Here is a 21,321-nt window from a genome sequence, read left to right on the forward strand (position 1 = left end):
TAGGAGTACTCAAGGTTAGTTTTCATACTTTATTAAAAATGAACAAATCTTATTTAATAAGGTAGAACATTGAGAACAAAAGCATTATAATAACTTGAACTTAAAGCGCCTAAATGGTATCTTTGCAAACTTCAAAAAATGAGTCAATAATATGTTTGATAATTTAACTGACAAACTCGATAAAGCCATGCACGTCCTTAAAGGACATGGAAGCATTACCGAAGTAAACGTTGCAGATACTCTCAAAGAAATACGTCGCGCCCTTGTGGATGCCGATGTAAACTATAAAATAGCCAAAGAATTTACCTCTCGCGCTAAAGAAAAAGCGTTAGGTCAAGGCGTACTTACAACTCTTAAACCAGGGCAACTTCTTACTAAAATTGTAAAAGATGAACTTACAGAGTTAATGGGTGGTGATGTTACTGGACTTAACTTAACCGGTAACCCTACTGTTATTTTAATGTCAGGTTTACAAGGTTCTGGTAAAACAACTTTTTCAGGTAAACTTGCCAACTTTTTAAAGAGTAAAAAGAGTAAAAAACCTCTTTTAGTGGCTTGTGATATTTATCGTCCGGCAGCAATTGACCAATTGCATGTTGTCGGTGAAAGTGTCGGTGTTGAAGTATACTCTAATCGAGAGGAAAAAGATCCTGTAAAGATTTCTGAAGCCGCTATTTCTCATGCCAAACAAAATGGCTTTAATGTGGTTATCATTGATACAGCAGGTCGTCTTGCGGTTGATGAACAAATGATGACTGAGATTGCAAATGTGCATGCTGCAGTTAAACCTCAAGAAACACTTTTTGTAGTTGACTCTATGACAGGTCAGGATGCTGTTAATACTGCCAAAGCATTTAATGAACGATTAAACTTTGATGGTGTTATACTTACTAAACTAGATGGTGACACACGTGGTGGTGCTGCATTATCTATTAAATCTGTTGTTGATAAACCTATTAAATTCATAGGTACTGGTGAGAAGATGGAAGCTATTGATGTTTTCTACCCATCTCGTATGGCAGATCGTATTCTGGGAATGGGTGATGTTGTTTCTCTTGTAGAGCGCGCTCAAGAACAGTTTGATGAAGAGCAAGCTCGTAAATTGAGTAAAAAAATTGCTAAAAATCAATTTGGCTTTGATGATTTCTTATCACAGATACAGCAAATCAAGAAGATGGGTAACATGAAAGATTTAATGGGTATGATTCCAGGTGCTGGAAAAATGCTTAAAGATGTTGATATAGATGATGATGCTTTTAAAGGTATAGAAGCTATAATTCATTCTATGACTATAGAAGAAAGAACACGTCCACAAGTGATTAACGGATCTCGTAAAAAAAGAATCGCAAAAGGTAGTGGTACTACCGTTACTGAAGTCAACCAACTGCTTAAGCAGTTTGACCAGATGAGCAAAATGATGAAAATGATGCAAGGCGGTAAAGGTAAAGCCATGATGAATGCTCTAGGAAAAATGAGATAACCATTTTATATTTTAGATATTTGAAAGTCCTAGGTTCACACTTAGGACTTTTTTTGTGACACAAATATTCCTACGCAATCCTTATCGTTAACAAGTAGATAATAAGTGTATCGATTAAAATTTTAAAATTCGATTCTTATGATTGAATTTTACAACATCATAAACCAGCACACATAACTATGATTATTCTCGACGGAAAAAAAACAAGTAATGATATCAAGAACGAGATTACAGAAATCGTTCAAGAAATGAAGAATAATGGCGAGAAAGTACCTCATCTAGCTGCAGTAATCGTAGGAAATGATGGAGCCAGTCTTACCTACGTAGGTTCTAAAGTACGTGCATGTGAACGAGTAGGATTTGAAAGCACAATGGTACGTATGCCTAATACAACTAGCGAAACCGAACTGCTTAAAGAAATAGAAAAACTTAATAGCAACCCAGATATTGATGGCTTTATAGTTCAGTTACCTCTTCCAAAACAAATTGATACTCAAAAAGTATTAATGGCTGTAGATCCTGATAAGGATGTAGATGGCTTCCACCCTACAAACTTTGGTAGAATGGCATTGGACATGAGCACCTTTATCCCAGCAACACCATTTGGAATTCTTGAATTACTAGACCGTTACAATGTAGATACACAAGGAAAACACACTGTTGTGATAGGCCGTTCTCATATCGTAGGTAGACCTATGAGTATACTAATGGGAAGAAAAGGTTTTCCTGGTAACTCAACTGTAACATTAACACACAGCCACACAAAAAATATTACTCAAATCACATCACAAGCTGATATCATCATTACCGCATTGGGCGTACCTGGATTTTTAAAAGCAGAAATGGTAAAAGATGATGTAGTCATAATTGATGTAGGTATTACACGTGTTCCCGATGAATCTCGTGAACGAGGTTACTACATAACTGGTGATGTGGACTATGAAAATGTCTCTAAAAAAGCAAGTCACATAACACCTGTACCTGGTGGTGTGGGACCCATGACTATTGCTATGCTACTTAAAAACACATTACTAGCAAGAGAAAGACACAGAGCTGCTAACAGGTAAGCTTCCAGCTCCAATTAAAAAGTCCTACATATGTAAATATGTAGGACTTTATTTTTAATAATTAATAATAGTTTTTATTTCCCGCCATTTGCTTGCAAGTCTGCGATACATTGAGCATCTAACTGCGCTATTCCCGATCCCATGATATTCATCATATCTAATGGATTAAAAGTTTCTAATTGTGCACTCATTAAACAACCATCGACATCACAATGTGCGCTATTTGATTGGTCTTCATGATCAGATTGTAATGGAGTACCTATGTTCACTAATCCCATAATGTGGGCAAACTCATGTTCATATACTGCTGTTTCTACATTGACTCTACTAGGCTCATTAAAGCCACCGCTCAACTCTTCAATAGTTTTTTGAAACATCACTAAGGATGTATTTCTGTATGCTGTACCTAAAATGACACTATTACCTGAGTCATTTTCACTTGATTGATCAGCAAATAAGACAAAAATAGTAAGAGTGTCATCTAAACTAAACTGTGTTCTTATATCATCTTCTAATTGACGAACTTCTGCCATCGAATAAGTCCCCAAACTTTGTGCAGGAATCTCTCTTTCTACAATAGAGATTCCACCAGGTTTATGTAAGCGATTATTTAAAAAAGACAATAAATTATTGAGAGACGCTTGTTCTGGTCTAAAACCATCAACATACACTGCTTCAATAACGATCTTTGTAAATCGAGTATCACTTAATAGTTCATTTGCACTTGCACCTGTATTAAGCGTGTAAGAAAATTGACTACTATCTCCATTATTATCCTGATCTTTGTCTGAACTACACGCATTTAAACCGGCAAGGATGATTAAAAGGCATAATAATTGAAATATCTTTTTCATATTGTATATTTTCACCTCAAATTAAAATTAAATAATGAAACATTCTATTAAATTGCTCCTAACACTTCTTGTTTTTTCCGCTTTCGCGAAAGCGCAATCTGGAGAATCCTACCAATCCTTAATGATGAAGTATTTTGAAGTAAGCGGTATAGATACTGAGTACAATGCAGCCTATGATGGTATGATGCAAATGTTTAAAGATGCTTATCAAACTCAAGATGTGCCTGCATCTGTTTGGCAAAAGTATGATGCAAACAAAACAGCTTCTGTAGCAAAGCTTAAAGGAATTCTAGCTAGTGAGTATCGCAGTATTTTTGATGACAAACAAGATTTAGTCAATTTGATTAACTTTTATACTTCTAAAGCTGGTAAGCAATTAAAGGCTAATCCTAACGCTATGAGTGAAGAGGACAAACTCGCATATGAGGCTTTTAGGGTATCTAATACAGGTACTAAACTATTCGGTCGCATGGACCGTATTAATAAAGCTAAAGAAACAGCAAGTGTTTACTGGTCTCGTGAGCTTTTTTGTCAGGTAACAGGCGAATTAAAGGAAATGGGATATTCTAGTTCAATGCCTATGGGAAGTTGTAATTAATGGAAGATTTTTTAAAATCGCTCCCACAACTTGCTGCTCAAAAGAAAAAGGAGAATCAAGCTTATTTCAAAAAGCTTAAAAAAAAGGCTCCCAAAAATTTAGATAATCGCATGCAAGAACTGCATGATGAAACTTTTGAAGAAGTCGATTGTCTATCATGCGCAAACTGCTGTAAAACAACCGGCCCTTTATTCACACATAAAGACATTGATAGAATAGCAAAGCATTTTAGAATGAAGCCTAGCGATTTTATCGACCAATTTTTGCGTATTGATGAAGATAAAGATTACGTATTGCAACAGGTGCCTTGCCATTTTCTAGGAGCAGATAATTACTGTTCTATCTATGATGTACGTCCTAAAGCATGTCGTGAATATCCACATACAGACCGACGTAAAATATACCAAATAGGTAATCTGACAGTAAAGAATACTGCTATATGTCCCGCCACATATAAAATAGTAGAAAAAATGAAAGCCTCAATTCCCATGAATTGAGGCTTTTATTTTCTATAGAACATTACGTTGGCAGATTTTAACAGGCAAATGCTAATCATAGTTAAAATAAATCGAGAATTCATACACCTTATATATATTTGAAATGATGAAAAAATATTTCCCATTTATATTATTGCTTATTATAACTGCATGCAGCAAGCCCGAACCACAGAAAGCCGCAGTAATTGGCATTGAAGATATTGCATCTTTAACAAGTAATTATCCTGATAAGATACAAGTCATTAATTTTTGGGCAACCTGGTGCAAGCCATGTGTTGATGAATTACCAGCTTTTGAAAAATTAAAAGCTACCTATGGTGATCAAATAGAAGTTATCTTAATATCACTAGATGATGTTGAAAATTTAGAATCTAAAGTAAATCCATTCCTAGAAAAGCATAATATACAATCTCAAGTAAGATTACTAGATTACCCATATGCGGCAGAATATATACCTATGGTAGATCCACACTGGGATGGAGCTATACCTGTAACATTAATAAAATATAAGAAAGAGCACAAATTTTATAACCAAAGTTTTGAATTCAAAGAATTAGATTTTGAAGTCGCTGCTCTATTAGAAAAATAATAAATAAAATGAAAACACTTAAAGTATTAACTGTTGTAGCCATCGTGGCACTAGTGGGCATTTTGGTTAGTGGCGTACTTAACTTTGGATCCACATCCATGGAAGATAATGAAATAGAAAGTGCTGTTAACAAATCTAATGTGATAGATCAGGCACCAGTTAGAAAAGGTTATGACATCGGTGATAAGGCGACTGATTTTAACCTGCAAAATATTGATGAAAAAATAGTCTCACTTAAAGACTTCAATGATGCAGAAGGTTTTATCGTGATTTTCACTTGCAATCACTGCCCATACTCAGTAGCTTATGAAGATAGAATTATAGCACTCGATAAAGAGTTTAAAGGACAAGGCTATCCTGTCATCGCTATTAACCCTAATAACCCAGAATCATACCCAGAGGACAGTTTTGACAACATGAAAATAAGAGCTAGAGAAAAAGGTTTCACATTCCCGTATCTTTTTGATGCTGGTCAAAAAATATATCCTCAATATGGGGCAACTAAAACACCTCATGTCTTTTTACTACAAAAGGAAGGTGCCGATAACATTGTAAAATACATAGGCGCAATCGACGATAATCACAAAGATGCAAAGGCTATTAAAAATGACTATTTGCGCAATGCCGTCACTGATTTAATCAATGGTCAAGAAATCAAAATGACTAAGACAGTGGCTATAGGCTGTTCTATTAAAAGTTAGTCACCATAAATTTTATTGATACAGAACCCGTGTTTATACATGGGTTTTCTTATTTGGTAAACTGTCAAAATTGTATTTTTGCAAAAAGAATAGATTACCCAACATGATTTTAGAACAACATTATACTAAATGTCTAGCTCAAGGTGCTTACTACATTGCATCAGCTGGCGAGGCTGTAATTATAGATCCATTAAGAGAAGTACAACAATACATCGATCGTGCGGCAAAAGATAACGTGACCATAAAATACGTGTTTCTTACTCACTTTCATGCAGACTTTGTTTCTGGTCATGTAGATTTAGCAGATAAAACTGGTGCAACGATTGTTTTAGGACCCAATGCCGAGACTAGTTACGCTTTCGCGAAAGCGGAACACGGAGAAGCCTTTAAAGTAGGTGATGTTACTTTTACTCTTCTACACACTCCTGGACATACCATGGAATCTTCTTGTTACTTATTAAAAGATGAAGAAGGAACGGCTAAAGCTATTTTTACTGGTGACACCTTATTTATAGGTGATGTAGGCCGACCAGATCTTGCTGCAAAATCAGATTTGAGCACAGAAGATCTAGCTGGTCATCTTTATGATTCTTTACGTACTGAAATCATGCCGCTACCTGATGATATTATTGTTTATCCGGCGCATGGTGCAGGAAGTGCTTGTGGTAAAAGTATGAGTAAAGAAACTTTTGATACGCTAGGTAATCAAAAGAAAACAAATTATGCCCTTGCTAAAGATTTAAGTAAAGACGATTTTATTAAAGAATTAACGACTGGTATTGCTCCACCACCAGCATATTTCCCAAAGAATGTATGGATGAATAAAGGAGTCAATTCTAGTATCGATGAGATTATTGCTAGAGGAAATACACCTATGAATGCCGTGTCGTTTAAGGCACTTGTCGATGATAATGAATACTTAGTTCTAGATGTAAGATCGCCACAAGAGTATACTGCATCTAGCATTCCAGGATCTTGGTTTATAGGTTTGGATGGACAGTTTGCCCCATGGATTGGTGCTTTAATTGAAGACATAGATCAGAAAATTATTTTTATTGCACCTAAAGGACGAGAAGAAGAAACTGTTACCAGACTTGCGCGCGTTGGTTATGATAATGCCCTAGGTTATTTAGATGGTGGTTTAGATGCATGGAAGGAAGCTGGATTTGAGACGCAGCAAATCGAAAATATTACAGCCCAGCAATTTATTGATGGCTTATCTAATAACATCTCAAATCCTATAGATGCTCGTAAGCAAGGAGAATATAATACTGCTCATGTAGAAGGTGTCCCACTATATACCTTAGACAATATTCATTCAGACGTTAATTTACTAGATACCAATAAAACATATCATGTATATTGTGGTGGTGGATATCGCTCTGTGATTTTTGCTAGCATTGCGGCCGCAAATGGCATAAAAAATGTGGTAAACGTGGAAGGTGGCTTTGGAGCCATAAAAAAGACTAATTTAGGAACTCAAAAAATTACTGAACCAACAAGTTGTTCACTTTAATATGAAAGACATTACAAAACAAGAATGGAAGGAACTTACTGCATCAGATGATAATGCGGTAATTATAGATGTACGAACTGCAGATGAAGTTGCAGAAGGTATGATTCCTAAGGCATTACACCACGATATTTTCCAACCACAAGAACTCATGGCAGCACTTGAAGAAATGGATAAGTCTAAAAATTACTATATCTACTGCCGTAGCGGTGGACGCAGTGGTCAGGCTTGTCAAATTATGAATCAAATGGGCTTTGAAACAACTTATAATCTTTTAGGCGGTTTTAGTGAGTGGGATGGCGATGTTGCTTAACCTATATTTGAAATGAAAAAATTAATTCTTTTATTAAGCTTAATCTGTATAATTGCTTTAACTCAAAGCTGCTTTGAAGCTAAAGCTGGTGCGGTTGAACTAGTAAGCTCTGAAGAGGCTGCAGATATCATAAAATCGCAATCAGCACAATTAGTTGATGTACGTAGTAAGGTTGAGTACGATGCTAGTCATATCGCTGGCGCTATTAACATTCCTGTAGACAGTGAAAATCTAAATGAAATCATCGCCGGACTTAATGACAAAGAACCTATTCTGGTTTATTGTAACGGTGGACGACAAAGTGCTCAATGTGCTAAGATTTTAGAAGATAAAGGATTTATTAAAATATTTGATCTCGATGGTGGTTTAAGTAAATGGACCACTAGCGGTAGAGAGATCGTTTTAAAAACTAACGAATAACAAATGCAATTATCTGACATTCCACAAATCAAGCATGTAGATGCTGACAATTTCTTTTTACTTGCTGGCCCATGTGCCATTGAAGGAGAAGACATGGCACTGCGCATCGCAGAAAAAGTGGTCAAAATCACTGATAAGCTCAATATCCCTTATGTATTTAAAGGAAGTTTTAAGAAAGCTAATCGCAGCCGTATAGATAGCTTTACTGGTATAGGTGATGAGAAAGCGCTTAAGATATTGCGCAAGGTTTCTGAGACTTTTAAAGTACCTACTGTTACAGATATCCATGAGGTTTCTGATGCTGCTATGGCTGCAGAATATGTAGACATTCTACAAATCCCGGCTTTTTTAGTAAGGCAAACAGATCTAGTAGTTGCTGCTGCACAAACTGGTAAAGTCGTGAATCTTAAGAAGGGACAATTTATGTCACCAGAAGCTATGAAACATGCCGTTCAAAAAGTGAAAGATTCTGGTAGCGATAAAGCTTGGATTACAGATCGTGGGACTATGTTTGGTTATCAAGATATGATTGTAGACTTTAGAGGTATACCGACCATGCGCGAGTTTGCGCCTACGGTATTAGATGTGACACATAGTTTACAACAGCCCAATCAAACGAGTGGTGTTACTGGTGGACGACCAGATATGATAGAAACTATTGCACGCGCAGGAATAGTAAACCATGTAGATGGTTTATTCATTGAAACTCATTTTGATCCTGCAAATGCTAAAAGTGACGGAGCCAACATGTTAGATCTTCAATATTTAGAAGGTCTATTAACTAGACTGGTAGCTATCAGAAAAATCGTTAATTCTTTTTAAAACAAAATTTTAAATAAAAAAAAAGCCTGCAAATTAATTATTTGCAGGCTTTTTTTTTATTTAATTATCATTTGTGAAGCAATAGTGTTAAACATTTCCCATTCTGTAACAATGCAAAAAATGTGGAGTCCTATTTTATATACATCTAACAACAAAAACTTTACATTATGAAAAATTACATTTTTATTGCAACGTTCTTTATGGCATTTATAGGATTTGCACAGACCAGTATGGAAGTAGAATCCTTTTCAAAAATTAAAATTGAAGCTGACGCACAAATTGAAATTGTTTACTCACCAAAAGATCAAGTGATGTTTAATGTGGATGAAGATCTACTCAAAGACTTTACAATCTCATCAGATAATGGTTCCTTAACCATTAAACAAAACGGAGCTTCTATAGCAGGATTAAAAATACGTATTTACACCAACCAACTTAAAGGTATAGCTGTAAATGGAAACGGTAATGTAACCTTAACAAAGTTTGCTTCTATGAATAATTTATACTTATCCATGAAAGGTTCTTATACGGTTGATACTGGCGATGCTAAGATTAAAAACTTTATAATATCAAGAGATGCTAACAGTAAAGCCATTCATGAAAATGCAGTAGAAGTTAAAGAAAGCGTCAACGGATCCTTACTTGTAGTAAATGGCTAACATTTATTTGCTCTAATTATTAACTAAAAGCCCTTTCTTTAAAAGAAAGGGCTTTTTATTTTCAATCGATTTATTTTAAACTTTGTAATACATTAGTAGTCATAAAGAAAAAATCATGAAGATCAAATTTTACTTACTACTCTCTGTTTTTGTAATCATGGTTTCTTGTCAAAACGAAAAAGATGATTATATTCCTACAGACCAGGTAATATTGTCTAACGTATTTGGAAGTAAAATTGATTTAAATAACCTGGAAAGCTATCAAAATAATAACATTCCATCTTATATAAGATTTTCTAATCGAGGAAATGCCATAGAGAATGATAAGGCAACATTAGGTAGAATTCTTTTCTATGATACAAAACTATCTACTAATAATAGTATCTCTTGTGCCAGCTGTCACCAGCAAGAACACGCGTTTAGCGATACTAATGTAGCTAGCACTGGTGTAAATGGGATGACATCGCGCCACAGTATGAGATTAGTTAATGTTGGATTCCAACCTGGAACTAACTTCTTCTGGAATGAAAGAGTTAACTCTCTAGAAAGCCAAGTTACAGAACCCATAAAAGACCATGCTGAAATGGGTTTTAGTGGTGAGAACGGCGCACCTACATTTAACGATTTATTACTTAAATTATCAGATACAGATTACTATCAAGTATTATTCAATCATATTTATGGAGATCCATTAATAACAGAAGGACGATTACAGGAGTGTTTATCCCAGTTTGTTTTGAGCATACAATCATTTGATTCTAGATATGATGATGGATTACTAGCAACGGGAAATCCAGGACCAGCTTTCCCTAATTATAACATGTCAGAGAATCGCGGTAAATTTCTATTCACGACGACACCAGTTAATGGTGGCGCTGGTTGTGTAAGTTGTCATGTGCCGCCAGAATTTGCAATAAAAAATAACATTCACAATAATGGTGTTATTGCGACTATTGCAGATCCTAACGTTTTTGATCACGATAATACCAGGTCGCCCAGTTTAAGAGATCTTGAAAATCCAGAAGGCTTTATCAATGGACCACTTATGCATAATGGATCCTTTAATACCTTACTAGAAATGGTGGAGCATTACAACTCAATAGATATGACTAATCAGCAATTGTTAGATCCTCTTTTATTTGATAGCGTTGGACCTAATGGCCCAATAGGTCAACAATTACAACTATCAGAAAGCGATAAAACAGCACTCATCAATTTTCTTAAAACGCTGACTGGAAATGATATTTATACTAATCCTAAATGGAGTGATCCTTTTGTAAATTAAATTTTAAGGAACAAGTAAGGCTTCAAAATCATGTTGTGAACCTTGAAATACATTTCCATCCACTAAGGTTTTAATGCCATCTACTGGAAAACGATCGCTGTACTGCCAGAAATCCCACGATATACGTGGTGCATTAACTCGATTGTAATTTGCAATCCACACTCTAGGATATTCTTCAAAATAAGAATCTGGTTTAAGGATATCCCTGTAGAAAGCCTCACCACTATATATAATGGGTTTCACACCATAATGATCCTCGATAATTGCAATCCAGTTCTTAAGACCTTTTCTTAAAGAAGCTTTATTCTGCACATTAGACATATCCTCGATATCTAATACAGGTGGTAAATCACCTTTATTTAACACCACTTGATTTTTAAAAACAGCAGCTTGCTTAGCACTATTTACATCACTCCAGTAATAATGATAAGCTCCTTTTTTAATTTGGGATTTTGTCGCACCAGTCCAGTTTTCTTTAAATCTTTTATCCTTTTCGGTTCCTACAACAGCTCTTATAAAAACAAAATCAATTTGCTTTGTACTATCTGGATGTTTAATATTATTCCATTTAATAGCACCTTGATGATGAGAAACATCTATACCATGTATTGCATATTTTTTGATGTGATCACTCTTATAAACCATTGAGGCATCGTACTTATTCAAATTATAATACCAGCGATATATAGGCCTTTTATATTGGAATAATAGAATAGATATAATGCCAATTATTAAGAATATGAACCACCATTTTTTATAATTCATTTCTTCTTTTTATGGTTAATACGTATCTCTTTGAGTTCTAATAATGTTTCAATAACCATCTGATCATCGATTTCTTCTAAGGTTTCAAATCGCAATGATCGCAACATTTTTCTTCCTTCACCGGCGATTAATTTACCATGTTGATTAGTCAATTCATTACCATAGGACATTCCTAGATCAACAAATATTTTCCTGAAATTAAAGAAACAAAACATCGTTTTATCGTCAAGATAATAAAATGGTAAATGCCATTTATATTTCAGTTGTACCTCAGGAATAGTCGACTCTACCAGTAATTGGAGATGCAGCATTATCGAGCGATAAGGCTCTGGAGAACGGTTAATATAATCGTGTGCGGGATTCATGCTATAAAGCTATTTCTTTTTACGCTTTCGCGAAAGCGTAATCAACACCACTTCTCTACTCTAATAAAATAATCAATAAAAAATATGATTAATTCAGTAAAATACATTTACTTTGTATTTCAAAGTACTTTTATTATGACTAAAGATAAAGTTCTAGACGACTTAAAAGAAATCAGATCCATCATGGACAAGTCGACACGTTTTATATCGCTTTCTGGTATGAGTGGTGTTATGGCTGGTATTTATGCGCTGATAGGTAGTATTGTCGGTTATTTTGTGATAGAAGATGCACGTGAACGTGGTTATACAGATACGTTAGACAGTTTATTAAGTACACCATGGGAACGTAACCCATCACTTCAAATACTAGTTATTGCCGGTATTGTTTTATTTATGGCTGTTGTAACGGCCTTTTTCTTAACTAAGATTAAAGCAGCCAAATACAAACAAAAAATATGGAATAAACAATCTATAAGACTGGTAGTTAACTTTCTAGCACCACTAACAATAGGTGGTTTATTTACTCTGGCGTTATTACAATATGGATTGTTATTTTTAGTAGCACCTGCCATGCTAGTCTTTTATGGAATAGCCTGTATGAATGCAGCAAAATATACTTTAGGAACTGTCAAATATCTAGGATTAAGTTGTGCTATTCTGGGTCTAATTAATACACAGTTTATAGGTTATGGATTGTACTTTTGGGCTGCTGGATTTGGATTGTGTCACATCATTTATGGCGCTGTGATGTATTATAAATATGATCGATAGGTTGAGTGGGCAGTAGGCAAAAAACGCAGTCTAATCCTGCACAATCGAGAACAGGTTACAAAACAAAAAAGTCATTAAAATATAATTCCATTTAGAATTATGAAAAAAGTTTTTAAAATTACATTACTAATAGTTACATTAACTCTAATAGCAACTTCATGTAATACCGAGAGCAAACCACAAGTTGTTATCGATGAGAATACCGTTGCAGAGGATTTTGTGATACAAGAAGATACCACGATGGTTAAAGTTTTAAGTCTTCCCGTTTATATCGATAGTACTCAATACATTTATCACCCTACAAAGTTATTAAGCAATCGAACCAAAAATGATAGCCGAAGATTTTCAATAAGTAAAAACTCTTACGAATCAGGGAATAGTAATAGTAAATACTCTCATTATAGATTCAATGGTCAGTATGCTGGTTTTGCAGTTGAAAATATAAAAACAGGTGAAATTATTAAAATTACTGATCAAGAAATTAACTTTTCTAACGTTAAGATATATAACAAGCTAGAATACAATCCTAGAGTAGAATTTGTACTCTACGAAGGTCACGATCTGGATACAAACAAAGATGAAAGATTAAATCACCGTGACGTTTCAGCTTTGTTCATTAGTAATTTAGATGGAAGTAAATTCAAGAAACTAAGTGTTGACTTTGAAGAATATTTATCCTATTCCTTTCTCGTCGCAAACGATAAACTTTATTTTCAAACTGTAAAAGATTTGAATGGAGATGGAAAGTATGAAAATGATGATGAATACCTTAATTACGTAGTGGACCTGATTAAAGAGGACAAACAAGCGATACGTTATGACACTGAACCAGCATTCAAACAGAACCAATAACTAAAAAACGATAACTCTCTCAATGAGTCTTATTAATAAATTAAATAAAGCATTTGATCATCGCATTAGACTAGGCATTATGTCTGTTCTAGTGGTGAACGATCATGCCGATTTTAAAGAGCTTAAAGAGTTGTTAGATGTTACAGATGGTAACCTTGCTAGTCATGCCAAAGCTCTTGAAAAAGAGGAATATATAAGAGTAGAAAAAAGTTTCATAGGCCGTAAGCCTAATACTAAATATATCGCTACAGATGTAGGCAAACTAGAGTTTAAAAAGCATATCGCTGCCCTAGAAAAATTATTAGGTGGATAACATACTTGCCTAAAATCCTATCAACGCTGTAACACAACTAAGAATGAAAAAAATGAAAATCACACTGTCAATTTATTGCTCGCTCTAAGCCTATATATTATGAAATCTATTTTTTTATCTTTTTACTTTGAAATACAAAGTACTTTAAAATACCTAAGAGAACTTTTAGTGAGTTTAGGATTTACCATATCTAGCAAAATGTATGTCTTTTTTAAAAAGGGAACATCATGGCATCTTCAGACAACTCAACTACTGTCCTACCCTAAGCATAGTTTAGGATTTCATCTAGGTTGCTTTTTATTAAAACACAAATTTGAACCTCAACCACGTTGTGAGGATCATGACGTTTTTCATGTTCTAACGGGTTATAAAGTAGACACTGCACAGGAAATCGCAATGCAGTTTTGGTTATGGGGCAACGGTAAGCGTAGTCCATTTGTAGCTCTTGCCATGCTTATTGGTCTACTACTTTATCTGGACTGTTATGACAGCTTTACTAGAGCATATTTAAAAGGTCAATATTCTAAAGCTATACATCATATTGATTTCAGCCAACATCTGTCATCACCTATATCAAATTTTAAAACTAACAATAATATTATCTCATCATGAAAAAGACCATCGTCATTATCTTAGGCGGCATCACATTTGCCACTCTATTTTACAACCACTTTCTAGGGTTAAATACAGCAGTTTATGCTCTATTTCTTATCATAGCGCTTGCTGTAATGAATACTAGATCACTTCTTAAGCCTACCATTATTGCCAGTGCGGCTGGAATGATTGCCTCTTCCATTGCTATTATAATGCATGGATCTGGCATGGCTGTAATGTGTTACTTCTTATCTGTGTTTTTATTTATAGGAATGGTTGCTAGCTCTCAAGCGAGTATTTACACGAGCTGGTTTAATGGATTATACAATCTGTTTTTTGGAATGTTCCATGACTTTATTTTCAATATCCAAAAAATTAAAGAAGAGCCTACATCTACTTATGCAGTAAGTCAGATTATTAAAATCACCGTCATTCCTATTCTATTGATTATTTTATTTTCTTACCTATATAGTCTTGCTAATCCAGTTTTTGCAGAGTGGCTCGCATTTATAGATCTCAGCTTTATAGATGGATTATGGTTTTTTACAGCTATACTAGGCGGTTTTATCATGGGGAATATTGCACAGCCTAATGCGATTGATCCTTTAACTGAGAATGATATCAAAACTGACAACTTTTTAAAATCTAAAGAACTAGAAAATCCAGAAATTGAAAAAGCTAAAAATGAATTACAACTAGGTACGTTCTCCATTAGTGCTCTTAATATCCTACTGGTCATTGTATTGATTACAGAGCTGATGTTTATTTTAAATATCAAGGATTTTGCAGCATCAGAATTAAGCGATGCGGTTCACTCTGGTGTTTATGCCAGCATTGTAAGCATCATTCTAGCCGTGGTGATTATTGCTATATTTTTTCGCGGAAGCATCAACTTTATAAGAGAAAACGGAACTCTTAAAACACTCACTTTTATATGGATAGGGCTTAATTCCCTATTAATCGCCAGCATATTTACAAAGACTTATTTATACATAGATCAATATGGGTTATCCATGAAGCGCATAGGTGTAGTGGTGTATCTTACCTTATGTTTAATAGGACTATTTACTACTTTTTTAAAGGTACAACACCAACTAAACTTTGTGTATTTATGGCGCCGTAATCTAGCGGTAAGCTTTGTGATTATCTCCATATTTTCATTATTCAATTGGTCTGCTATTGTTACAGATTACAATCTCAATAATGATTTTGTAGATCATAAACAGTTAGAAAGATTATTACCACAAAATGCTTTGATCCTTAAAAAGCATGGATTATATGACGATGCACAACAGCTCAATAATAGTTTAGGATATAGTTCTGCACGATACTGGGAAGAACATTTTACAAATCGTCAATGGCAAGATTTTAATTATATCGCTTATCAAATTAAGAAAGAAAATAATCAAGATGCTCAAAGCAATCCATAATAGGCTAGCCTTATGTGAAAGAATAAACTCTTATGGAATTAAGACTGCCTTACTAACCTTTATTTATATGATGGTAATAGGTACTGGTTATATCTTAACCCATTTGGACTTTTTTATCGCTTTTATTTTATTGGGAATATTTATTGGTATAATCATCAATGGAATCATGATGATAGCTGTTTTAATTCAACTATTAAGAAATGTGAATCGGACGGTTGAAACTCTATTTACCATTTACATTTTACTACTTAATATACCGATGGCGTTCCTTCTCATATTTCTCAACGACTTTTTAAACCAACATTTTTATTCATGAACTATTTAAAAGAATTAACTCCTGTCAATCGATTTGCACATTGGACAGCTATCGTCAGTTTTTGTTTAGGCACTCTATCATTCCTATCGTATTTAATATTTAAACAAAGTGATTTAATAGAGATAGGCCTAGGATACATCGTCATAGCTGTGGTATGCAATATCATTGTTCTCGTAATGATTATGATAGCAGCTTTAAGCCAGAAAACATCATTTAAAGAAACTGCTTATACGATAGGCGTATTGCTAGCTAATATACCTATAGCCTTTCTCTACTTTATAATAATAGTTGAATTTGCAATATGAAAACACTAATCATTAATCGCTTTAAAGAACTAAGCATTTTATTAATGCTTAGTTTAACTAGTATCGTACTTCTTGCCATGCGCATAAAAATCACACACGACTTTTATATGCTATTTCTAGTCTGGAATCTTTTTCTAGCAATACTACCCTATGTTATTAGTTTATGGTTAGAAACAAGCATAGCTAGTACGTACTATAAAAGAACTCATAAATGGTTGACCATACCTATTTTTACCATATGGCTTCTCATTTTGCCTAATGCTCCTTACATCATTACTGATTTAATACACATTAGAAACGCAAGCGGTGCTTTTCTTATATATGACAGTATTCTTATCGCTAGTTTTGCTATTACCGGTTGCTGGGCTGGCTTTACGAGTTTACACCAAATGATAAACAGCCTAAGCTCTATGCATATTATTAAAAGAGAGGCACACAAAACTGTACTGCCATATCTTATCCTATTTCTAAGCGCCATTGGCATATATTTAGGTCGTGATTTAAGGTGGAATAGTTGGGATATCATCCAGCAACCAGCTAAGCTTTTTATAGACACTTTATCTATTTTTATGCATCCGTTAACACACCAGACAGCTTGGTTACAAATCATACCTATGAGTCTATTTTTAATGGTCCTCTATAAACTATTTCTTCAACATGAGACGAAGTACTAAAAGACATTATGCTATTCTAGCGATAGTTATCTTTTTAATAGAAGTCTTTATAGCGCTTTATATTAATGATTCTTTCATACGACCATTTCTAGGAGATGTGCTAGTTGTTGGATTGATTTATTGCGCAGTAATGACCATTACATCATATCGAGTGGTAATAGTAGCTATCGGCACATTAATTTTTAGCTATATGGTAGAGTTAGCACAATATGCACAAGTAGTTGATCTACTAGGATTAAGTGACAACAAATGGGCTAGAATTATCATAGGCACTAGTTTCTCATGGTGGGATATGGTGTGTTATACTATAGGGTTTATAATCATTTTACTAATTGAGAAGAATAAAAGAATTATGAAAATTAGTCAATAACGCTTTCGCGAAAGCGTTATTAGAAATTAGACTCATAAAAAAAGCGAGCCTAAGCTCGCTTTTATATATATATAGATTATTGGGTTATCTCTTCAGGGCAAAGTGTCCTTTAAAGCTACGTCCATCGCTTAGTTCTACTAAATACCAGTAGTCACTAGATGGCATTGGGTTACCATTATATGTTCCATCCCAACCAATTCCTTGTGCATCGATTTGCTTGATCAGTTTTCCATAACGGTCAAAGATGTAAATATTTGCATCTGGAACGGTTTCTATGGCAATTACTTGCCATGTATCGTGGTAACCATCTTGGTTAGGAGTAAAGTATGGTGGTCCACCTATTATTACAGCATCCATAGATACGGTTCCACAACCGTTTTTATCTTTTACATAAATCGTGTAGTATCCAGGATACAGATTGTTGAATCTAGGACTGTCTTGGTATACAAAATCGTCTAGTGAATATTCATAATCACCGCTACCTGTTACGATAGCTGTAAGTTGATTTGTATTTACTTCAAACTGTCCGATGTCGATACGTTCTATCACGGCTACATCAGATTCGATTACCGTGATCGTTGCTGTAGAATCACAACCGTCTGCATTGAAAACAGTCACGTCATAATCACCACCTTGATTAACGGTTATGGTTTGTGTCATTTCTCCTGTAGACCATAAGTAGCTGCTGTATCCTGCACCTGCATCTAGCACTTCATCAATTCCTGCACATATAGTGATAGGTCCTTGATTTGCGATGACTGGTCTAGCAAATACTTCAATTCCAAAAGTAGAAGTATCATAACAATCGGTATTCACATTGTTCTCAATTCTTGCATAAATAGTTTGCGATTGAGATACATTAGTGTATGGGAAAGTAAGTGCATTTGCACCACTGTCTGCATTTGCTTGAGAGGTGTGATAAGTAACTGTAAAGTCTGCCGCAGACTGTCCATTTAAAATATCTACATCTACATTACTGAAATCAAATTCCTCAATTCCGTCATTGCTTACATCATCACAACCACGTTGATCTAATGCTACTCCAGCGGTAGGTTGCTCACTTACTGTAAGAGTAAAGCTAGTGGTATCATAACATTGCGTATTAGTATTACTTTCTATTCTTACATAAACAGTTTCTGGTGTCGTCGTACTACTTGGGTAAGAAGCAGGTAGTGCTGCTGTATTAGCATCAGCATCTGCTTGAGATGGGTGATAAGTAATATTAAAGCTAGCAGCATTTTGTCCGTTAAGTACTTGAGCATCTGCATTGGATAGGTCAAAAATTTCTGAACCATCGTTACCAGCATCATCACAGGCAATCATGTTTTGAACAGCATTTGCTGTAGGTGTAGGACTTACCACAAACTGGAATGTTGTTGTGGTATAACAATCGTTATTATCTCCATTATCTATTCTTGCAAACAGGTTAGGTGTCGTTGTACTCACTGTGAATGGACTTGCTAGTGGCGAAGCGTCATTATCAGCATCTGCTTGTGATGCGTGATAAGAAACAACAAAACTAGGATTAGTCTGTCCATTTAGAATTTCAGCATCAAATTGTGAAAGGTTTACATCTTCCACACCATCATTTGATGGATCATCACAAACTACCACATCTGCTGGAGTACCTGCAATAGGTAAGTCATCTACAAAGATGTCAAAGCTTGTGGTGTTATAACAGTCTGCATTTGCAATAGTTTCAATTCTTACAAAGATGGTATTGTCTCCACTGTTGTAAGGAATAGCTAATGGTGTCGCACCACCTACAGAACCTAAGTCAGCATCTGCTTGAGAGGTGAAGTATTCTATATTAAAGTTAGCTGCTGTTTGAGCTCCTAGAACTTCTACATCTTTAGTAGAAAGATCAAAGTCTTCTAACCCATCATTTGAAGCGTCATCACAGATTCTATATTCAGTTACTGTATTTGCAATCGCTTGTTCATTCAATATTATATCAAAGGACACTACTGATGCACAAGTCTCATTGTCTGAGTTGTCAATACGAGTATAAACGGTTGTAGTACCTAAGCTTACTTGATAAACAGCTGGTAGTGGACTCGCGTCATTATCAGCATCTGCTTGAGAAGCGTGATAGCTAATTACAAAAGTAGTTTGTGTCTGACCATTTAACACATCTGCATCAAATTGAGATAAGGTGATATCTTCTATTCCGTCATTGGTAGTATCGTCACATACGACTAAAGTCATCGGTGCTGCGGCAACTGGGATATCATCTACTACTAAATCAAAAGTTGTTGTTTCATAACAAGAAGCATTAGTTGCATTCTCAATACGTACATACATGGTTTGTCCTGCACTACTATAACTAGGCATTACCGGTGAAGCTCCACCAGCGATACCAGCATCAGCATCGGCTTGTGATACAAAATATAAGACATTAAAATCTGCTGGGTTTTGAGCACCTAATACTTCAATATCTTTTGTAGATAAATCAAATACCTCTGAACCATTATTGGAAACATCATCACATAAACGATATTCGGTTACCGGATTGGCAACTGGTTGAACACTTACACAAATTTCAAAATCTGTTGTATTGTAGCAAGTATTACTATTAATAGATTCTACACGAGCGTATATACGTTCACATATAGCTGTATTCATATAACTACTCGCTGTAAAGGCATTCATTCTAGCGTCAGCATCAACTTGCGTAGGATAATAGGATACAGCAAATAAAGTTGGATCTTGACTTCCCAATACAGTAAGATCTAGTTGACTTAAATCATAACTAATAACACCATCATTTGAGACATCATCACATACTTCGATATCTGTCACTGAGTTTGCTACAGGTGCAGATCCTACGGTAATGGTAAAATCTTCTTGAATAGCATTTCCACAACTATTTGTAATATTTACGGTATAGGTAGTGGTAGCAGTAGGAGTAAATGTAGGGTTTGCTACAGTTGGATTACTCACACCGGTAACTGGTGTCCAGCTGTATGCGGTTGCATTATTTACAGTAGCATCTACGCCAGTTACTGTATCACCTAAACAGATCGATGTATCATTAATATCTACAATTCCATCAACGAATGATATGTAATCAAAACAAACACGTTGTAAATTTGAGAATCCTCCAGTAGAGCTTGTAAACCCAAAATAATTCAAATTTCTTCCTTGGAAAACCTGATTAATTAAATCACCCGTATAAGTCAATCGCAACACACAGTCAAAAAACACACTCATCGTTTGAGTGGTCGCATTCCACTCAATACGTACATCATGTTCAAGTCCATCCTCTACATCTAATGCCGTTGGTGAGGCCATTATAGGACCAGCTAGATTTTGTGAAAAACCATGATTATTTACACCACCAGATACCATAGCGATATGGTCAAAGGTTGGGTCATTTAGATTTGGATTTTGCCATGTATCAAATTCTACCGCAAAAGAATTAGGGATTCCTTCATAACCCATTCCTTGTCCAACAGTTCCTATTAAAGGATCCACTCGATTTTTGAGAACAAAGGTTATTCCATCTGCTCCGTTTCCATTTTTAGTTCCTAGATAGATTCTAAATTCTATAATAAAATTATTAAGCATATCTATTTGATCAGACGACCATATAGCTCCAGATCGATTGGTTAAATCTGGTGTAATTTGAAAACAATCATTTCCTATAGCCGTAGCATCTCCCAATAGAGTAGGATTGAATTGCGCGTTAACATGGCTTGCTGTAAACAGCATTACAGCAATAAATAGCCACTTATAGGGCTTTAAACAATCCTTCATAATTAAGTA

General features: G+C 35.0%; 23 protein-coding genes. 19 read left to right on the forward strand and 4 right to left on the reverse strand.

Annotated features, from left to right (window positions below; translation table 11 throughout):
• Positions 1 to 151 precede the first annotated feature (151 nt).
• Together ffh and R1T42_RS07815 are read left to right on the forward strand one after the other, a co-directional pair.
• Positions 152 to 1,480 (forward strand): signal recognition particle protein, encoded by a 1,329-nt coding sequence (ffh, locus tag R1T42_RS07810; RefSeq protein ID WP_317289937.1) that lies wholly within the window; start codon positions 152 to 154, stop codon positions 1,478 to 1,480.
• Between the two features lie 179 nt (positions 1,481 to 1,659).
• A complete protein-coding gene (locus tag R1T42_RS07815; RefSeq protein WP_317289938.1) occupies positions 1,660 to 2,547 on the forward strand; it encodes a bifunctional 5,10-methylenetetrahydrofolate dehydrogenase/5,10-methenyltetrahydrofolate cyclohydrolase in 888 nt (295 codons plus the stop codon).
• A 74-nt stretch (positions 2,548 to 2,621) separates the two neighbouring features.
• Here R1T42_RS07815 and R1T42_RS07820 read toward each other — a convergent pair whose 3' ends face one another.
• Complete coding sequence (locus R1T42_RS07820) at positions 2,622 to 3,401, reverse strand: membrane metalloprotease (protein ID WP_317289939.1); 780 nt, start codon at positions 3,399 to 3,401, stop codon at positions 2,622 to 2,624.
• 34 nt (positions 3,402 to 3,435) lie between these two features.
• Between R1T42_RS07820 and R1T42_RS07825 the strand changes: the two genes are divergently transcribed.
• The 10 genes from R1T42_RS07825 to R1T42_RS07870 all read left to right on the forward strand — a co-directional run bounded on the left by R1T42_RS07825 (position 3,436) and on the right by R1T42_RS07870 (position 10,798).
• A complete protein-coding gene (locus R1T42_RS07825) occupies positions 3,436 to 3,999 on the forward strand; it encodes a DUF2059 domain-containing protein (protein WP_317289940.1) in 564 nt (187 codons plus the stop codon).
• Positions 3,999 to 4,496 carry a YkgJ family cysteine cluster protein gene (locus R1T42_RS07830; RefSeq protein ID WP_042249429.1) on the forward strand — a complete coding sequence of 166 codons (498 nt, stop codon included), beginning with the start codon at positions 3,999 to 4,001 and terminating at the stop codon, positions 4,494 to 4,496. Before R1T42_RS07825 ends, R1T42_RS07830 begins: the two co-directional genes overlap by 1 nt.
• Before the next feature lie 106 nt (positions 4,497 to 4,602).
• Positions 4,603 to 5,085 (forward strand): TlpA disulfide reductase family protein, encoded by a 483-nt coding sequence (locus R1T42_RS07835; protein WP_036579504.1) that lies wholly within the window; start codon positions 4,603 to 4,605, stop codon positions 5,083 to 5,085.
• Positions 5,086 to 5,093: 8 nt separating this feature from the next.
• Positions 5,094 to 5,786 (forward strand): thioredoxin family protein, encoded by a 693-nt coding sequence (locus tag R1T42_RS07840; protein WP_317289941.1) that lies wholly within the window; start codon positions 5,094 to 5,096, stop codon positions 5,784 to 5,786.
• Positions 5,787 to 5,889: 103 nt separating this feature from the next.
• Entirely contained in the window at positions 5,890 to 7,302 is a 1,413-nt protein-coding gene (locus R1T42_RS07845) for an MBL fold metallo-hydrolase (RefSeq protein WP_317289942.1), read from the forward strand.
• Position 7,303: 1 nt separating this feature from the next.
• Positions 7,304 to 7,612 carry a rhodanese-like domain-containing protein gene (locus R1T42_RS07850; RefSeq protein ID WP_317289943.1) on the forward strand — a complete coding sequence of 103 codons (309 nt, stop codon included), beginning with the start codon at positions 7,304 to 7,306 and terminating at the stop codon, positions 7,610 to 7,612.
• A gap of 12 nt (positions 7,613 to 7,624) precedes the next feature.
• A complete protein-coding gene (locus R1T42_RS07855) occupies positions 7,625 to 8,032 on the forward strand; it encodes a rhodanese-like domain-containing protein (RefSeq protein ID WP_317289944.1) in 408 nt (135 codons plus the stop codon).
• 3 nt (positions 8,033 to 8,035) lie between these two features.
• On the forward strand, positions 8,036 to 8,854 hold the full coding sequence (gene kdsA / locus R1T42_RS07860; RefSeq protein ID WP_317289945.1) for a 3-deoxy-8-phosphooctulonate synthase: 819 nt from the start codon (positions 8,036 to 8,038) through the stop codon (positions 8,852 to 8,854).
• A 167-nt stretch (positions 8,855 to 9,021) separates the two neighbouring features.
• Positions 9,022 to 9,513, forward strand: coding sequence for a GIN domain-containing protein (locus R1T42_RS07865; protein WP_317289946.1), 492 nt, complete (start codon positions 9,022 to 9,024; stop codon positions 9,511 to 9,513).
• A gap of 115 nt (positions 9,514 to 9,628) precedes the next feature.
• Positions 9,629 to 10,798 (forward strand): cytochrome-c peroxidase, encoded by a 1,170-nt coding sequence (locus R1T42_RS07870; RefSeq protein WP_317289947.1) that lies wholly within the window; start codon positions 9,629 to 9,631, stop codon positions 10,796 to 10,798.
• A 3-nt stretch (positions 10,799 to 10,801) separates the two neighbouring features.
• Here R1T42_RS07870 and R1T42_RS07875 read toward each other — a convergent pair whose 3' ends face one another.
• Both R1T42_RS07875 and R1T42_RS07880 read right to left on the reverse strand, forming a co-directional pair.
• Positions 10,802 to 11,563 (reverse strand): glycoside hydrolase family 25 protein, encoded by a 762-nt coding sequence (locus tag R1T42_RS07875; protein WP_317289948.1) that lies wholly within the window; start codon positions 11,561 to 11,563, stop codon positions 10,802 to 10,804.
• Complete coding sequence (locus R1T42_RS07880; RefSeq protein WP_317289949.1) at positions 11,560 to 11,928, reverse strand: DUF1801 domain-containing protein; 369 nt, start codon at positions 11,926 to 11,928, stop codon at positions 11,560 to 11,562. The genes R1T42_RS07875 and R1T42_RS07880 overlap by 4 nt, the downstream gene beginning before the upstream one ends.
• Before the next feature lie 84 nt (positions 11,929 to 12,012).
• Between R1T42_RS07880 and R1T42_RS07885 the strand changes: the two genes are divergently transcribed.
• The 7 genes from R1T42_RS07885 (at position 12,013) to R1T42_RS07915 (ending at position 17,553) form a co-directional block, all read left to right on the forward strand.
• Entirely contained in the window at positions 12,013 to 12,699 is a 687-nt protein-coding gene (locus R1T42_RS07885; RefSeq protein ID WP_081908479.1) for a hypothetical protein, read from the forward strand.
• Between the two features lie 99 nt (positions 12,700 to 12,798).
• Positions 12,799 to 13,551, forward strand: a complete 753-nt coding sequence (locus tag R1T42_RS07890) for a hypothetical protein (protein ID WP_317289950.1) — start codon at positions 12,799 to 12,801, stop codon at positions 13,549 to 13,551.
• Positions 13,552 to 13,573: 22 nt separating this feature from the next.
• Positions 13,574 to 13,864: a winged helix-turn-helix domain-containing protein gene (locus tag R1T42_RS07895; protein WP_036579481.1), complete on the forward strand. Its 291-nt coding sequence runs from the start codon at positions 13,574 to 13,576 to the stop codon at positions 13,862 to 13,864.
• A gap of 99 nt (positions 13,865 to 13,963) precedes the next feature.
• A complete protein-coding gene (locus tag R1T42_RS07900; RefSeq protein ID WP_317289951.1) occupies positions 13,964 to 14,476 on the forward strand; it encodes a Coq4 family protein in 513 nt (170 codons plus the stop codon).
• Entirely contained in the window at positions 14,473 to 15,888 is a 1,416-nt protein-coding gene (locus tag R1T42_RS07905; protein ID WP_036579474.1) for a DUF4153 domain-containing protein, read from the forward strand. Before R1T42_RS07900 ends, R1T42_RS07905 begins: the two co-directional genes overlap by 4 nt.
• Positions 15,889 to 16,505: 617 nt before the next feature.
• On the forward strand, positions 16,506 to 17,183 hold the full coding sequence (locus R1T42_RS07910; RefSeq protein WP_317289952.1) for a DUF1361 domain-containing protein: 678 nt from the start codon (positions 16,506 to 16,508) through the stop codon (positions 17,181 to 17,183).
• Entirely contained in the window at positions 17,167 to 17,553 is a 387-nt protein-coding gene (locus R1T42_RS07915) for a ribosomal maturation YjgA family protein (RefSeq protein ID WP_317289953.1), read from the forward strand. Before R1T42_RS07910 ends, R1T42_RS07915 begins: the two co-directional genes overlap by 17 nt.
• Before the next feature lie 84 nt (positions 17,554 to 17,637).
• On the opposite strand, the gene R1T42_RS07920 is transcribed toward R1T42_RS07915, so the two are convergent.
• On the reverse strand, positions 17,638 to 21,312 hold the full coding sequence (locus R1T42_RS07920; protein ID WP_317289954.1) for a lectin-like domain-containing protein: 3,675 nt from the start codon (positions 21,310 to 21,312) through the stop codon (positions 17,638 to 17,640).
• Positions 21,313 to 21,321 lie beyond the last annotated feature (9 nt).

The sequence above is a fragment of the Nonlabens ulvanivorans genome (assembly GCF_032922765.1).
Classification (GTDB): Bacteria; Bacteroidota; Bacteroidia; order Flavobacteriales; family Flavobacteriaceae; genus Nonlabens; species Nonlabens ulvanivorans.